Annotated in this window: 13 protein-coding genes; 6 read left to right on the top strand and 7 right to left on the bottom strand. The window is 63.0% G+C overall.

The window, feature by feature from the left end; genetic code table 11:
- Nucleotides 1-9: 9 nt before the first annotated feature.
- From frc to JQ611_RS38690, 3 genes are all read right to left on the bottom strand, one after another.
- On the bottom strand, nt 10-1,287 hold the full coding sequence (frc, locus tag JQ611_RS38700) for a formyl-CoA transferase (RefSeq protein WP_212386776.1): 1,278 nt from the start codon (nt 1,285-1,287) through the stop codon (nt 10-12).
- A gap of 61 nt (nt 1,288-1,348) precedes the next feature.
- A complete protein-coding gene (oxc, locus tag JQ611_RS38695; protein ID WP_212205590.1) occupies nt 1,349-3,082 on the bottom strand; it encodes an oxalyl-CoA decarboxylase in 1,734 nt (577 codons plus the stop codon).
- A 95-nt stretch (nt 3,083-3,177) separates the two neighbouring features.
- A complete protein-coding gene (locus JQ611_RS38690) occupies nt 3,178-3,873 on the bottom strand; it encodes a GntR family transcriptional regulator (protein ID WP_192734726.1) in 696 nt (231 codons plus the stop codon).
- A gap of 214 nt (nt 3,874-4,087) precedes the next feature.
- Here JQ611_RS38690 and JQ611_RS38685 point away from each other — a divergent pair, with 214 nt between their 5' ends.
- From JQ611_RS38685 to JQ611_RS38660, 6 genes are all read left to right on the top strand, one after another.
- A complete protein-coding gene (locus JQ611_RS38685; protein ID WP_212468475.1) occupies nt 4,088-6,217 on the top strand; it encodes an acetate--CoA ligase family protein in 2,130 nt (709 codons plus the stop codon).
- Between the two features lie 120 nt (nt 6,218-6,337).
- Nucleotides 6,338-7,186: an IclR family transcriptional regulator gene (locus JQ611_RS38680; RefSeq protein WP_212468473.1), complete on the top strand. Its 849-nt coding sequence runs from the start codon at nt 6,338-6,340 to the stop codon at nt 7,184-7,186.
- Between the two features lie 197 nt (nt 7,187-7,383).
- Nucleotides 7,384-8,352, top strand: coding sequence for a tripartite tricarboxylate transporter substrate binding protein (locus JQ611_RS38675; protein ID WP_212468472.1), 969 nt, complete (start codon nt 7,384-7,386; stop codon nt 8,350-8,352).
- Nucleotides 8,349-8,834 (top strand): tripartite tricarboxylate transporter TctB family protein, encoded by a 486-nt coding sequence (locus JQ611_RS38670; protein WP_212002229.1) that lies wholly within the window; start codon nt 8,349-8,351, stop codon nt 8,832-8,834. The genes JQ611_RS38675 and JQ611_RS38670 overlap by 4 nt, the downstream gene beginning before the upstream one ends.
- Nucleotides 8,834-10,333, top strand: a complete 1,500-nt coding sequence (locus JQ611_RS38665) for a tripartite tricarboxylate transporter permease (RefSeq protein WP_212035298.1) — start codon at nt 8,834-8,836, stop codon at nt 10,331-10,333. Before JQ611_RS38670 ends, JQ611_RS38665 begins: the two co-directional genes overlap by 1 nt.
- 76 nt (nt 10,334-10,409) lie before the next feature.
- Complete coding sequence (locus JQ611_RS38660) at nt 10,410-10,730, top strand: DUF6665 family protein (protein WP_212468471.1); 321 nt, start codon at nt 10,410-10,412, stop codon at nt 10,728-10,730.
- Between the two features lie 16 nt (nt 10,731-10,746).
- On the opposite strand, the gene JQ611_RS38655 is transcribed toward JQ611_RS38660, so the two are convergent.
- The 4 genes from JQ611_RS38655 to JQ611_RS38640 all read right to left on the bottom strand — a co-directional run bounded on the left by JQ611_RS38655 (nt 10,747) and on the right by JQ611_RS38640 (nt 14,388).
- Nucleotides 10,747-11,709, bottom strand: a complete 963-nt coding sequence (locus JQ611_RS38655; protein WP_212468470.1) for an aldolase/citrate lyase family protein — start codon at nt 11,707-11,709, stop codon at nt 10,747-10,749.
- Nucleotides 11,710-11,944: 235 nt separating this feature from the next.
- Nucleotides 11,945-12,088, bottom strand: a complete 144-nt coding sequence (locus tag JQ611_RS38650) for a bacteriocin (RefSeq protein WP_192734361.1) — start codon at nt 12,086-12,088, stop codon at nt 11,945-11,947.
- Between the two features lie 139 nt (nt 12,089-12,227).
- On the bottom strand, nt 12,228-12,815 hold the full coding sequence (locus tag JQ611_RS38645; protein ID WP_212263816.1) for an N-acetyltransferase: 588 nt from the start codon (nt 12,813-12,815) through the stop codon (nt 12,228-12,230).
- A 154-nt stretch (nt 12,816-12,969) separates the two neighbouring features.
- A complete protein-coding gene (locus JQ611_RS38640; RefSeq protein ID WP_249133807.1) occupies nt 12,970-14,388 on the bottom strand; it encodes an APC family permease in 1,419 nt (472 codons plus the stop codon).
- Nucleotides 14,389-14,897: the final 509 nt, after the last annotated feature.

Genomic DNA, 14,897 nt, shown 5'->3' with positions numbered 1-14,897 from the left:
TGAGACGGTCTATTCGGCCGCCTGCTTGCGCGGCGGATCGAGCGCGCCGGAGTCGTGGATCTCGGCCACCTGGTGATCGCTGAAGCCGAGCACCTGGCGCAGGATTTCGTCGGTGTGTTCGCCGAGCAGCGGCGAGCGCGTGACCTCGCTCGGGGAGTCCGACATCTTGATCGGATTGCCGACCGAAAAATACTTGCCGCGGGTCGGGTGATCGACTTCGACCACGGTGCCGGTGGCGCGCAGCGACTGGTCCTCGATGATCTCCTTCATCGACAGGATCGGGCCGCAGGGGATGTCGTCCTTGTTCAGGATCTCCATCGCCTCGAATTTTGTCTTCGTCATCGTCCACTGTTCGATGCGCGCGAAGATCTCATTCAACCGCGATAGCCGGGCAGGCGGCTTGGCGTAATCGGCGTGGGTCTTCCAGGTCGGCTCGCCGATCACGTCGCAGATCTTCTCCCACACCGGCGCCTGGGTGATGAAATAGATGTAGGCGTTCGGATCGGTCTCCCAGCCCTTGCACTTGAGGATGCGGCCGGGCTGGCCGCCGCCGGAATCATTGCCGGCGCGCGGCACCGCGTCACCGAACGGAATGCCTTCGCCGAACTGGCTGTATTCCTTCAGCGGGCCATGGGCGAGGCGCTGCTGGTCGCGCAGTTTGACGCGCGCCAGATTCAACACACCATCCTGCATCGCCGCGGTGACCTTCTGGCCCTGGCCGGTGACGGTGCGCTGATAGAGCGCGGTGACGATGCCGAGCGCGAGATGCAACCCGGTACCGCTGTCGCCGATCTGCGCGCCGGTGACCAGCGGCAGGCCGTCGCGGAAGCCGGTGGTCGACGCCGCGCCGCCCGTGCACTGGGCTACGTTCTCATACACCTTGCAATCTTCGTAAGGTCCGGGGCCAAAGCCCTTGATCGAGGCCACGATCATCTTCGGGTTGATGGCGTGGATCTTCTCCCAGGGGAAGCCCATGCGATCGAGCACGCCGGGGCCGAAATTCTCCACCAGCACGTCGCAGCTCTTGATCAACGCCGTGAGGACTTCCTTGCCCTTCGGGTTCTTGGTGTCGAGCGTGATCGAACGCTTGTTGTGGTTCAGCATGGTGAAATACAGGCTGTCCACATTGGGAATGTCCTGCAGCTGGCCGCGCGTGATGTCGCCGACGCCGGGACGCTCGACCTTGATCACGTCGGCGCCGAACCAGGCCAGCAACTGCGTGCAGGTCGGTCCCGACTGGACGTGGGTGAAATCGAGAATGCGAACGCCCTTCAGCGCCTTTGTCATCGTCTATGCTCCGTACTCTGTCTGCCCTGCAACGCGCAGGATGGATTGGAAAGTGATTGGATTACTTCTTCTTCAGCACGCTTTGCGGATTGAGGTTGCCGATGCGGCCGCTTTCGGAGCCGGCCGCGGGATCGATCACCGCGTTGATCAGCGTCGGCTTGCCGGAATCCATCGCGGCGTTGACCGCGCGCTTCAGTTCATCCGGGGATGTGGCGTGGACGCCGACGCCGCCGAACGCTTCCATCATCTTGTCGTAGCGCGAGCCCTTGACGAACACCGTGGGCGCCGGATCCGAACCAACCGAGTTCACGTCGGTGCCGCGATAGATGCCGTCATTGTTGAAGATCACGATGCAGACCGGCAAATTGTAGCGGCAGATGGTCTCGACCTCCATGCCGGAGAAACCGAACGCCGAGTCGCCTTCGACCGCGAGCACCGGCTTGCCGGTCTCGATCGCGGCGGCGATGCAATAGCCCATCCCGATGCCCATCACGCCCCAGGTGCCGACGTCGATGCGCTTGCGCGGCTGGTACATGTCGATGACGCCGCGGGCGAGATCGAGCGTGTTGGCGCCTTCGTTGACGAGGATGGCGTCGGGCCGTTCCTTGATGATGGTTCTGAGCACGCCGAGCGCGCCGTGATAATCCATCGGCGAATTGTTGTTCATCAGCCGCGGCGCCATCTTGGCGACGTTCTCTTCGCGCTTCTTGGTCACCGCGCCGGTCCAGTCGGAAGGCGCCGCCGCCCAGTTCGCGCCCATGCCTTCGAGCAGCGCCGAGACGCAGGAGCCGATGTCGCCGACCACGGGAGCGACGATCTCGACGTTGGAATCCATTTCCTTCGGCTCGATGTCGATCTGGATGAACTTCTTCGGCGCTTCGCCCCAGGACTTGCCCTTGCCGTGCGACAACAGCCAGTTGAGGCGCGCACCGATCAGCATCACGACGTCGGCGTCTTTCAGAACGGTCGAGCGCGCAGCGCCCGCGCACTGCGGATGGGTGTCGGGCAGCAGTCCCTTGGCCATGCTCATGGGCAGGAACGGAATGCCGCTCTTCTCGACGAAGCTCTTGATCTCATCATCGGCTTGCGCGTAGGCCGCACCCTTGCCGAGGATGATCAGCGGACGCTTTGCGCCCTTGAGCACGTCGAGCGCGCGTTTCACCGCTGACGGGGCGGGGATCTGCGCCGGAGCGGCGTCGATCACCTTCACCAGAGACTTCTGTCCGGCCTCGGCATCCATCACCTGGCCGAACAGTTTCGCGGGCAGATCGAGATAGACACCGCCGGGACGGCCCGAGACCGCGGCGCGGATCGCACGTGCTAGGCCAATGCCGATGTCCTGCGCATGCAACACGCGGAAGGCGGCCTTGCACAGCGGCTTTGCGATCGCGAGCTGATCCATCTCTTCATAGTCGCCCTGCTGCAGGTCGACGATCTCGCGCTCGGACGAACCGGATATCAGGATCATCGGGAAGCAGTTGGTGGTGGCGTGGGCGAGGGCCGTGAGGCCGTTGAGAAAACCGGGCGCCGAAACCGTGAGGCAGACGCCGGGCTTCTTGGTCAGGTAGCCGGCGATCGAGGCCGCGTTGCCGGCATTCTGTTCGTGGCGGAACGAGATCACGCGAATGCCCGCGGCCTGCGCCATGCGGCCGAAATCCGTGATCGGAATGCCGGGCACGCCGTAGATCGTGGTAAGGCCGTTGAGCTTCAGCGCATCGATCATGAGATTAAAGCCGTCGGTGAGCTCGCGCTCGGCTTGATTGGTATCGATGCTCTTGGCTGCGGTTACGGACATTCCACTTTCTCCCTGATCGTGTGTGGTTCGGACGAGTTGATCGTCTTCTGCTGTGAAGTCGTTCTAACTAGGTAATTCTCTAACTAAACAGTCCTCTAGCTAAAGAGTTCTTGGCCATGCGCTTCGACATACGAAGCAAGGCCCAGCGTGTGATCGCGCGCGCGCTTCTCGGCAAGCTCAGTGTCGCGCGCTTCCAGCGCTTCGATGATGGCCAGATGCTCGGGCAGCGAGGTCGCGGTGCGATCGGTGCGGCCGATCGTCAATTGCCGGTAGCCGCGCACATGCAGCAGGATGTCGTTGGTCATATCGACCAGCACCGGCGATTCCGAGAGCGAGATCAGCGCCTGGTGGAAGGCGATATTGGCCTTGGAATATTCCTCGACGTGGTCCTGCGGCAGGCGGTCCTTGCCGAAATCCTTGAAGAAATCGCGCAACGCCGTGATGTCCTTCTTGCGCGCGGTGGTCGTGATCAAGCGCGCGGCCATGCTTTCGAGCGCGGCCCAGGCGCGGATCATGTCGACGATCTCGGTCTTGGTGCGGCGGACCACGACGATGCCGCGGCGTGGCACGGTTTTGACGAAACCGTCCTGTTCCAGCATCGCGATGGCTTCGCGAATGGGGGTGCGGCTGACGCCGAGGCGTTCGGACAACGCGCGTTCGTCGAGCATCACCTGTTCGGGCGTCGCATAGATATCCATCTTGAGAATAGCTTCCTTCAAGGCTTCATAGGCCTTGTTCTTGAAGCTCGTCTCAGGTGCAATCCGAACGATTGCGATATCTGCATCAGCCATGGCAGGCGTGGCCTTGGGTTGTTTGCGTGCGGGCACGATTCGTCTCCTCCGGTGGGAGACCAGTTGTAACAGGAATAACGTCTAATATTTTTGGCATACCAAATACCACCATGTCAAGTTGACAGTATTTTCAGCGTTTCCGGGGTATCAGGTGACTTGACTTTCTCCGCGCTGGCATACCAAATGCCATAAAATATGCCCCAGGAGGAAGTCCATGTCGAATCCCAAAGATGCGGTCCGCAAAGTTCTCGATGCGGTGAAGGCCGATAAGCGCACCAGCCTGACGGCCCCGGAGGGCAAACTGGTCTGCGATGCCTACGGAATTCCGGTTCCGAAGGAGGGCGTGGCCAAGTCTGCGGCCGAGGCCGCCAAGCTCGCGGCCGACATGGGCTTCCCGGTCGTGATGAAGATCGTCTCGCCGGACATTCTCCACAAGACCGAGGCCGGCGGCGTCATGGTCGGCGTCAAGACCGCGGCGGATGCGGAAAAGAACTACGAGACCATTCTCGCCAACGCAAAGAAGTACAAGGCGGACGCCAAGATCGAGGGCATCCAGGTCCAACAGATGCTGGCCGGCGGCACCGAGGTCATCGTCGGCTCGATCACCGACGGCTCGTTCGGCAAGCTCGTCGCCTTCGGCCTCGGCGGCGTGCTGGTCGAAGTTTTGAAAGACATCACTTTCCGCCTGGCGCCAGCCACCAAGGACGACGCGCTGTCGATGCTCGACGGCATCCAGGCCCATGACATGCTGAAGGGCGTGCGCGGCGGCGATCCGGTCAACCGCGAGGCGTTGGCCTCCGTCATTGTAAAAGTGTCGCAGCTCGTCAGCGACTTCCCCGAAATCGTCGAACTCGATCTCAATCCGGTATTCGCCACCAAGAACGACGCGATCGCCGCAGACGTGCGTATCGTCGTCGACTTCGACTACAAGCCGCGTCCGGCGCCGCGCCCGACCGAAGAAATCGTCACCGCGATGAACCGCATCATGCAGCCAAAGGCGGTCGCCGTGATCGGCGCCTCCGCCGAGGACGGCAAGATCGGCAACTCCGTGATGAAGAACCTGATCAACGGCGGCTATAAAGGCGACATCTATCCGATCCATCCCAAGGCCGCCGAGATCCTGGGCTACAAGGCCTACAAGAGCGTCAAGGACGTTCCCGGCGTGATCGACACCGCTGTGTTCGCGATCCCGGCAAAGTTCGTCGCCGGCGCATTGATCGAATGCGGCGAGAAGAAAATTCCCGGCGCGGTGCTGATTCCGTCGGGCTTTGCCGAAGCCGGCGCGCCCGAGCTCCAGGAAGAAATCGTCGAGATCGGCAAGAAGTACAACGTCCGCCTGATGGGGCCGAACATCTACGGCTTCTATTATACGCCGGCCAATCTCTGCGCCACGTTCTGTACCGCCTATGACGTCAAGGGTTCGGCGGCACTGTCGTCGCAATCCGGCGGCATCGGCATGGCGATCATCGGCTTTTCGCGCTCGGCCAAGATGGGCGTCTCCGCGATCGTCGGCCTCGGCAACAAGTCCGACATCGACGAGGACGATCTGCTCGCCTTCTTCGAGCAGGATCCGAACACCGCGATCATCGCGCAGCATTGCGAGGATTTGAAAGACGGCCGCGCCTTCGCGGAAGCCGCCAAGCGCGTCTCCAAGAAGAAGCCTGTGGTGGTGCTCAAGGCCGGCCGTACCTCGGCCGGCGCCAAGGCGGCCTCGTCGCACACCGGCGCGCTCGCCGGCAACGACAAGATCTACGAGGACGTGTTCGCGCAATCAGGCGTGATCCGTGCCCGCTCGCTGCGCCAGTTGCTCGAATTCGCGCGCGGCGTGCCTGTCTTGCCGACGCCGAAGGGCGAAAACATCCTGATCATCACCGGCGCCGGTGGCTCCGGCGTGCTGCTGTCGGACTCCTGTGTCGATAATGGCCTGTCGCTGATGGCGATGCCGCCGGATCTCGATACGGCGTTCCGGAAATTCATTCCGCCGTTTGGCGCGGCCGGAAATCCTGTGGATATCACCGGTGGCGAGCCGCCGATCACCTACGTCAACACCGTCAAGCTCGGCCTGTCGGACGATCGCATCCACTCGCTGATCCTCGGCTACTGGCACACCATCGTCACGCCGCCGATGGTGTTCGCCCGCAACATGGTCGAGGTGAAGAAGGAGATGGAGGCCAAGGGCTTTGTGAAGCCGATCGTCGCCTCGCTCGCCGGCGATGTCGAGGTCGAGGAGGCCGCCGAATATCTCTACCAGAACGGCATCCCGGCCTATGCCTACTCGACCGAACTGCCGGTCGAAGTACTGGGCGCCAAGTACAAGTGGGCGCGCGGCGCGGGCCTGCTCTGAGGTCAACGATCCATGCCGCTTCGGTTCGCCGAAGCGGCATTTCTATTTGACGAACGAAGCATACGGAAGTTGCCGACCGACGCGCTAGCAGTCTGACGTTACGGATGGATGCAGGTCGCGATGAAGCGAAACGTGATCCGGCGCAAAACACTCGAGCCGAAATCCGCCCCCGACAGTGAGGCCGAGTCGAGAGACGGCGGCGTGCAGTCCGTCGATCGTGCGCTCTCGATCATCGAAATGCTCGCCGAGGACGACGAGGGCTATCGCCTGAGCGATCTGGCGATCCGCACCGGGTTGTCGACTTCCACCGTGCACCGCCTGCTGTCGACGCTGGAAAGCCGGCGCTTCGTGCAGTTCGACCGCACCGAATCGAAATGGCATGTCGGCGCGCGCAGTTTTACGGTCGGCGCCACCTTTGCCCGCCGCCGCAATTTCTCCGCGCAGGCCGTGCCTTACTTGCGCAAATTGCGCGACCTGACGCGCGAGACCGCCAATCTGGCCGTCGTCGATGACGAGTTCATCGTCGTGCTGACGCGGATGGAAAGCCGCGAAATCATGCGGTCATTGACACAAGTCGGCGGCCGCGTCGCGATGGTGGCGTCCGGCGTCGGCAAGGCCGTGCTCGCGACCTGGTCCGACGAGGACGTCAACGCGATCATCCGCCATCACGGCATGCCGCGCCTGACCGAAAAGTCGATCGTGCGGCCGAGCGATCTGTTCAAGGAGCTCGAAAAAGTCCGCCGCCAGGGTTTTGCCATCGACGACGAGGAAGCCTGCATGGGCCTGCGCTGCATCGCTGCCGTGGTCTACAACGACTGCAGCGAGCCGCTGGCCGCGATCTCGGTGTCCGGCATGACCAGCCGTCTCACCGACGATCGCCTGCCGTCGCTGGGCCAGATCGTGCGCGAGGTGGCGGCTGAACTAACGGTGGCGCTCGGCGGCGTGATGCCGGCGGGGAAACCGGACTGAGCGGCGGAAGTTTCGGCGAAAACGCGGCCGGACGTCCAGGGCGGGTCGGCAGGCAATACCGCCCCCACGTTTTTGCAGCGGAACATCACCACGGCGAACAGTCCGTCTGGACAGCGGCGGCTTTTCCGGCTGATATGCGACGAAATGACACGATGCGGCAAATGCGTAGTCATCTGCATCAGCCTGGAGGAACTCCCATGATCCCGTTTCATACGCGCCTGTTCGGCGCGGCGGTCGCGCTGACGCTCGCGGCAGGCAGCCCGGCGCTGTCGCAGCAGCTCGAACTCAAGCTGATGGCGCCCGCAGCGCCTGGCGGCGGATGGGATCAGACCGCCCGGGCGATGCAGCAGGCGTTTGTCGCGGCCGGTATCGCGCGCAGCGTCCAGGTCACCAACGTTGCCGGCGCGGGCGGCAGCGTCGGCATCGCGCAGTTCGTCAACGGCGCCAAGGGCGACGGTAACCAGATGATGGTGAACGGCTTCGTCATGGTCGGCGCGCTCGCCATGAACAAATCGCCGGTCACGCTCGAACAGGTGACGCCGATTGCGCGCCTCACCGAGGAAATCCAGGTCATCGTCGTGCCGGCGAATTCGCCGATCAAGACGGCACAGGATCTGGCCGCCGCGCTCAAGGCCGATATCGCCAAGGTCACCTTTGCCGGCGGCTCGGCCGGCGGCGTCGACCATGTGATGGCGGCACTGTTCGCGGGCGCCGTCGGCGCCGACGCCAAGAAGGTCAACTACATCCCGTTTTCCGGAGGCGGCGAGTCGCTGGCGGCCATCCTTGGCGGGAAGGTCACCGCGGGCATTTCGGGAATGAGCGAATACGACGGTCAGATCAAGTCCGGCAAACTGCGCGCGATCGGCGTGACCTCGGAAAAGCGGATTCCCGGCAGCGATATTCCGACCTTCAAGGAACAAGGCATTGATCTGGTGCTGGCCAACTGGCGCGCGGTGATGGCGCCTCCCGGCATCACGGCGGAACAGAAGAAGACGCTGAGCGATGCGGTGGAGAAGATGGTCAAGTCCGACGCCTGGAAAGAGGTTCTCAAGCAGAAGGGCTGGGATGACGCTTATCTTTCCGGCGACGCGTTCGCGGATTTCCTGAAGAAGGAAACGGTGCGCGTTACCGACGTGCTGAAGTCGGTCGGCCTGGTCAAATCATGAGCGACCTTCCGCAGGGGGCGGCGGAGCGGCGCATCGATTCCGCGGGCGTCGTCATTGCGCTCGCGCTCGCAGGCCTGGCCGCGGTGCTGGTGTGGGACGCGAGCCAGCTGCAATCCAACAATCCCTACGGCATGGGGCCTCACGTGATGCCTGTTGTCATCGCCGTGGGGCTCGGCATTCTCGCGATAGGCAATCTGGTCGAGGCGTTGCGCGGCAATCTGCCGGCACGCGAGAGTGCCGATGCCAAAGCGGTGTGGCTGATTCTCGGCGGGTTGGCGCTGCTGATCGCCATCATCGGTCTTGGCGGCGGCTTTATCCCGGCGACCACGGCATTGTTCGTCGCCACGGCGACGGCCTTCGGGCGGCGCGCCATTCTCACCGATCTCGCCATCGGCTTCGTAATGACCACCCTGATCTATGTCGCCTTCAGTCGCCTGCTGACGTTGAGCCTTCCCGCCGGCCCACTGGAAAGGCTGTTTTGATGGATGCCTTCGTCGCACTCGCTAACGGCATGGCTGTCGCTATCCAGCCCATGAACATGCTCTATGCGTTGATCGGCGTGCTGCTCGGCACCGCGGTTGGCGTATTGCCCGGCATAGGGCCTGCGCTCACCGTCGCCTTGCTGCTGCCGGTGACCTACAAGCTCGATCCCGGCGGTTCGCTGATCATGTTCGCCGGCATCTATTATGGCGGCATGTATGGCGGATCCACCACCGCCATCCTCATCAACACGCCCGGCGAGAGCGCATCGATGGCGACCGCGCTGGAGGGCAACAAGATGGCCAAGGCCGGCCGCGGCGGGCCTGCACTGGCGACCGCCGCGATCGGCTCGTTCGTCGCCGGCACCATCGCCACCATTGGTCTCGCCTTTCTGGCGCCTTGGCTGGTCGACTTTGCGGTGCACTTCGGGCCGGAAGATTATTTTGCGTTGATGTGCGTGGCTTTCGTCACAGTGTCGGCCACCTTCGGAAGTTCGCCGATCCGCGGACTGACCAGCCTGTTCATCGGGCTGACGCTCGGGCTCGTCGGCATCGACAAGCTCACCGGCCAGCCCCGGCTCGCCTTCGGCATCCCCGAACTGCTCGACGGTGTCGAAGTGACGACGCTGGCGGTCGGCCTGTTCGCGGTGGGGGAGGCGCTCTACGTCGTCTCGCGCCGTCATCACTCCGAAGAAAAGCTCGAGCCGGTGCGCGGCTCGCTATGGATGACCAAAGAGGACTGGCAACGGTCGTGGAAACCGTGGCTGCGCGGCACCATGTTCGGTTTTCCGATCGGCGCGCTGCCGGCCGGCGGCGCGGAGATTCCAACTTTTCTGTCTTATTCAACTGAAAAGAGGCTGTCGAAACACCCCGAGGAATTCGGCAAGGGCGCGATCGAAGGCGTCGCCGGGCCGGAAGCCGCCAACAACGCTTCCGCCGCCGGCACCCTCGTGCCGCTCTTGACGCTGGGGCTTCCGACCTCGGCTACCGCCGCGATGATGCTGGCGGGCTTTCAGCAATACGGCCTGAACCCGGGACCGCTGCTGTTCGCCGAGCGGCCCGATCTGGTGTGGGGCCTGATCGCCAGCCTGTTCATCGCCAACGTCATGCTGCTGGTGCTCAACCTGCCGCTGGTCGGCCTGTGGGTGAAACTGCTCGCGATCCCGCAGCCATGGCTTTACGCCGGCATTCTGGTGTTTGCGACCACCGGCACCATTGCAGCAAAACCGTCGGTGGTCGAACTGTCGATGCTGGCGGGTTTCGGCGTGATGGGCTTCCTGATGCGCCGGTTCGATTTTCCGATCGCGCCTGTCGTGGTCGGTCTCATCTTAGGGCCGATCGCCGAAAGCCAGTTGCGGCGCGCGATGTCGATCAGCCTCGGCGATCCCATGGCGCTGCTGCAAAGCCCGATGTCGGCGACGCTGCTCGGCATCGCGCTGATCGCGCTGGTAGCGCCGTTCGTGATGCAGGGGCTGGGCCGGTTCAAGGCGAACGAGGATTAGGGGCGGGCTTGTCTTGAACATGCCGGTACTGGCCAATAAAATATAGTTGGCAGGCCATGTTTCGGAGCGAGCCGATATGGCGTTGAATTTACTTCAATCCGGATTCGCAACTCTCCAGTACGAGATCGCCGAGGAAAGGGCGTCAGCGCTCGGACGACTTGGACGGCGGCTCGAGGCCGCGCTGACGGAACTTGCCGCATGTCCGCGGACGGCGAATCCCGATCGAAAAGTCCGCGATGGTCTCGTCGAACAGGCGGGGTATGCGCTCTGGCTCTTCGTCGTGCAGCGCGAGGCCTGCGGTCTCAACAAGATCGACCACGTGATCAAGCTCTACGGGGTGCCGAACGAGGTGCTTGCCCGCATGGGGCCATTGCCGAAAGCCCGCCCTCCGGCGTGATCCCAATCCGCTCCGGCTACACCGGCAGCCTCCGCCCCTGGTGTGCCCGGCCCTTGATGGCGGCGGCCTCGCTATGCCCCGCGATCACGCGCACGCCTTCGTCAATTCGTGTCGTGATGTTGTCCGCGGTGCAGCCTTGCAGGAATGCGACGCCGTTGTTGCGGCAGGCCGCCAGAATGCGGTCGCGCGCCGCCTGCATTTCCCGCGGAAAGGGTTCGCGAGGAATTTCGCGATAGCCGAGCGAAAGACTGAGGTCGCCCGGGCCGATCTCGGCAAATCCCAGTCCGGGCACGCTAAGGATCTCCTCGCAATTGGCGACGCCCTCGGGGCTTTCCAGCTTCACGCCCAGCAGCAGTTCACCTTTCGGATTGAGCGGCCAAGGATCGCAGCGCGCCATATATTCTCCGGTGGTCAGGCCCCAGACCGGGGCGGCCGTTGTCTCCGATCCGCGCCCCCGTGTGCCGATGCCGAGCAGCTTGCGACCGGCGGCGTCGGTGCCGCCGTCTTTTGCGCGTATCGCTCCCGCCATCCGTGCCAGCGGCGAGGGGATTTCGGGATCGACGCCATCAGTGTTGTGCGGATAGCGGCAGGATTCAACGAAGGCCCGCACCGCGTCGGCGGTTTCCGCCTGGCACAGCAGGATGCCATGCACGCCGCGGCCGAGGATCTGGCGGAACTGCCAGGCGTTGTAACGCACATGTGCGGCGTCGATGCCATTCACCGGCGCCTCGACAATGACAGTCGGCGTGCGGTGCCCCGAACGTGTCGGCCCGGCATCGATCATGCCGCGCATGTACTCGGCAAGGCCGGTCATATCGAATGCGCCGTGCTCCATGCCGACATTCATGTAGTCGGCCCAGGTCCCGGCATCGATGCGGCCTTGCGCATGGGTCAACACATGGCCGCTGTGCGGGCCGTCATAATAGATCGCCTGATCCTGCTCCAACAGTTCGATGCAGCGACTGATCCGCTTGCCCATCAAGGGTTTCCTCCGACAGTTTCCGGCGATACCGGAGCAAGGCTAGCACGCTGCCGCGCCACCGTGGACAGGGGCGGTGATCACTATCGCGCTGAATGTGCAAAAGCGTTGTTGGGGAAACAGGAAATGGGCCGCCGCAACCGGCAGCCCAACCAGCGATCGACGGAATGACGCCGTGAAGCCGGCCAAGGGCCGCAGGGCGGACTGTTGATTCAGTCCGCTCCGCGGACCGTTGTCATTTGAACATGCCGAGAATCCACTTGATGAGCTGATCCATCGGCGAAGGCTTGGGATAGGGCATCGTGCCGTCCCTGGACGTAGCCATGCCTCCGTACACCGCGGACAGCTCGTCGATGTTCAACTCGTGATCGTTCTGCATCCGTTGATCTCCTCTCAAGCGATGGACGCCTCATCCACCGTGCCGGGGAGGCTAGAACGGGCGCTCAGCCGAGGGTGTGATCCACGTCACGAACTCTGCAGGGTGTGTGCGGATCCGTTGAACCAATCCGCACTGTGGCTCAGCGCCGCGCCCGCAGCATTGGCGTCAATGCGGGAGACGAGCCGCTTTGTATCCTGCCGATGATCTTGAAGCCGTGGCGTTCGTACAGGGAAATGTTGCGCGGGTTCGAGCTTTCGAGGTAGGTGGCGGTGCCCTGCTCGTCGCAGCGTCGAAGCGCGTGTTTCATCAGTAGCGCGCCGAGCCCTTGCCCGATCCATTTCGGATCGGCGGCAAAAAGCGGCAGGTACCAATGCGGCTCATGCGGATGATGTTCGGCCATGCCCTTCATCAGCACGCCAACATCGTCGGCGATCTCCGGGCGCAGGGAGCCCTCCATGACTGCGCCCATCGCCGTGTCGTCGGGCTCGACGCCTGGCGGTAGCCACAGGGCGGCGGCGCGAGCGTGTTCGGTGATGTCGGCTGTGCCATGCTCGAATGCCCGGCCGCCAAAGGCTTTGACGAATCGCGGCATCACCTTGAGGTATTCGGACGGGTCGGGCCAAACCCAGCGCGTCATCGGGTCGGCTGCAAAGCCGAGCACGATGGTGCTGATGACGGTTGCCTGGATGCTTGCGTCCGCGGATTTTACTTCCGGCACCGCCGACATCGGGTCATCCTTCATTTCGATCTGGTCACCGCCAATGTAGGCGTGCGAATGCCTTCTTTCCAGGCGTTGGAACCTGAATGCCCGGCGTGGTCGGCAAGGCCAGTTCCGGCCTGCGGCAGCGGCCGGATCCGCAAATCGCAACGGCGATCGCCGCTTAGTTGACGGGCCCGCCGCGACCCAGATTTTCCGCATCCGGGTCCGCGCGCTTCACCCCGGTCGCGCGGTTGACCATGACCGTGACGAACCAGAGAACGACGCCGACCGCGAGCAGAACGCCGGCGATGCGGTACTGCACAGGGTCACGGCCGGTCCAGGGACCGGTCAGGAAGGCGCAGAACACCGCCCCCAGGATCGGCAGAATGGTCGGCGTGCGGAAATGCTGATGATCGACAGGGTCGCGCCGAAGCACCAGCACCGCAACATTGACCACCGTGAACACGCACAACAAAAGCAGCGCCGTGGTGCCTCCGAGCGCCGGCACCTCGCCGACAAAGGTGATCAGTCCGAATGCCAGGAGCGTCGTGAAGCCAATCGCGACATAGGGCGTGCGCCGCGTCTGGTGCACCTTGCCGAGGGTGGGCGGAAGCACATGCTCGCGGCTCATGCCATACACAAGGCGGCTCGCCATCAGCATGTTGATGAGCGCGCTGTTCGCCACCGCGAACATGGTGATGAAGCCGAAGATCCAGAGCGGGAAACCGGGCGCGCCTTTTTGAACCACTTGCAGAAGAGGGGTCTCGCCTTCGCCCAATTGCTCCGGAGCCACCAGCGTGATCGCGGAAATCGAGACCAGAACATAGATGACACCGGTAATCGCAAGGCCCGCAAGCAGCACTTTTGGGAAGTGGCGGGTTGGATCCTTGCATTCCTCGGCCATGTTGACCGAATCCTCAAAGCCCACCATGGCAAAGAACGCGAGCGTGGTCGCTGCGACCACCGGCCAGAACATGCCGCCGTCCGGGGTTGAGCGAAACTGCATCACGCGCGACACATCGCCCTGGCCGAGGCCGATGGCCCAAAGGCCGATGACGATAATGATCAGCAGTCCGGTCAGCTCGACGCAGGTGAGCACCACATTGGCTTTCACGCTTTCGCCGACGCCACGGAAATTGACCGCTGCAACGACCGCCATGAAAGCAAGACCCGTGACGGTGATGCCAAACCCCGTCAGACCGAGCCCCATCGCATGCGACATGTTCGCAGCGAACGCCCGGGAAGCCGTCGATGCCGAGGTGATCCCCGAGCACATCACCGCAAACGCGACGATGAACGTGATGAAATGGATGCCGAAAGCCTTGTGGGTATAGAGGGCGGCTCCCGCCGCTTTCGGATATTTCGTGACCAGTTCGAGATAGCTGAACGCGGTCACCAGCGCGACCACGAATGCCACCACGAAGGGCAGCCAGACCACCCCGCCTACCTGCTTGGCGACCTGGCCCGTCAGCGCATAGATCCCGGTTCCGAGAATGTCGCCGACGATAAACAGGAGGAGCAGCCAGGGGCCCATGACCCTGTGAAGGCTAGGTTCGACGCTGCTTGACGGGGTGCCGGCGTTGACGGTGACATCGGCCATCGTACGTCCTTTCCACTCTCGGTAGCGCCGGTGCAGTGTATCGGCAGTTCGCGGCTTGTGGAAGGTGCGGGTCAAACCATTCACAGCTCGGTGCATCGCGCTGCGGGATGCGAAGCCATTTCCTCGTCATTGCGAGCCACCGGATTGCGAGCCACCGGGTCGCGCGAATGCGCGCCCGATGACAGGCTCCGCGAAACAATCCATCGCGCCGCGCAAGGGAAGCATGGATTGCCCCCGTTGGGACGGGTTATTTGGGCGACGGTGGAGTAGCTTACAGGGGCTACCGGATGATCTAGGATCTTACTGCGTCGTGTTCGCTTGCCGTGGGGGCTGTTGCCCGTCGGGCAAATCATTTCCGATTTGCGGAAATCGTGTCAAGCCCCGAAATAAAAAATATTTCTGTTTACCAGAAGGCAAATCAGGGATATTTGTTTTGCCCATCCCGTCCCACTCAGAGGGCGTCGGCCGTCGTCACGGACGTTGGACGGGTTGCGGTGGACGCTGGTTTA

It is taken from the genome of Bradyrhizobium sp. AUGA SZCCT0182, from assembly GCF_018130185.1.
Classification (GTDB): Bacteria; Pseudomonadota; Alphaproteobacteria; order Rhizobiales; family Xanthobacteraceae; genus Bradyrhizobium.
Note: the sequence above shows the minus strand (reverse complement) of the source record. Positions and strands in the feature narration are given on the sequence as shown.

Bases quoted from the DNA above. Each gene is read 5' to 3' on its own strand.
- frc (WP_212386776.1), bottom strand. From the start codon at position 1,287: ATGACAAAGGCGCTGAAGGGCGTTCGCATTCTCGATTTCACCCACGTC.
- oxc (WP_212205590.1), bottom strand. From the start codon at position 3,082: ATGTCCGTAACCGCAGCCAAGAGCATCGATACCAATCAAGCCGAGCGC.
- JQ611_RS38690 (WP_192734726.1), bottom strand. From the start codon at position 3,873: ATGGCTGATGCAGATATCGCAATCGTTCGGATTGCACCTGAGACGAGC.
- JQ611_RS38685 (WP_212468475.1), top strand. From the start codon at position 4,088: ATGTCGAATCCCAAAGATGCGGTCCGCAAAGTTCTCGATGCGGTGAAG.
- JQ611_RS38680 (WP_212468473.1), top strand. From the start codon at position 6,338: ATGAAGCGAAACGTGATCCGGCGCAAAACACTCGAGCCGAAATCCGCC.
- JQ611_RS38675 (WP_212468472.1), top strand. From the start codon at position 7,384: ATGATCCCGTTTCATACGCGCCTGTTCGGCGCGGCGGTCGCGCTGACG.
- JQ611_RS38670 (WP_212002229.1), top strand. From the start codon at position 8,349: ATGAGCGACCTTCCGCAGGGGGCGGCGGAGCGGCGCATCGATTCCGCG.
- JQ611_RS38665 (WP_212035298.1), top strand. From the start codon at position 8,834: ATGGATGCCTTCGTCGCACTCGCTAACGGCATGGCTGTCGCTATCCAG.
- JQ611_RS38660 (WP_212468471.1), top strand. From the start codon at position 10,410: ATGGCGTTGAATTTACTTCAATCCGGATTCGCAACTCTCCAGTACGAG.
- JQ611_RS38655 (WP_212468470.1), bottom strand. From the start codon at position 11,709: ATGGGCAAGCGGATCAGTCGCTGCATCGAACTGTTGGAGCAGGATCAG.
- JQ611_RS38650 (WP_192734361.1), bottom strand. From the start codon at position 12,088: ATGCAGAACGATCACGAGTTGAACATCGACGAGCTGTCCGCGGTGTAC.
- JQ611_RS38645 (WP_212263816.1), bottom strand. From the start codon at position 12,815: ATGTCGGCGGTGCCGGAAGTAAAATCCGCGGACGCAAGCATCCAGGCA.
- JQ611_RS38640 (WP_249133807.1), bottom strand. From the start codon at position 14,388: ATGGCCGATGTCACCGTCAACGCCGGCACCCCGTCAAGCAGCGTCGAA.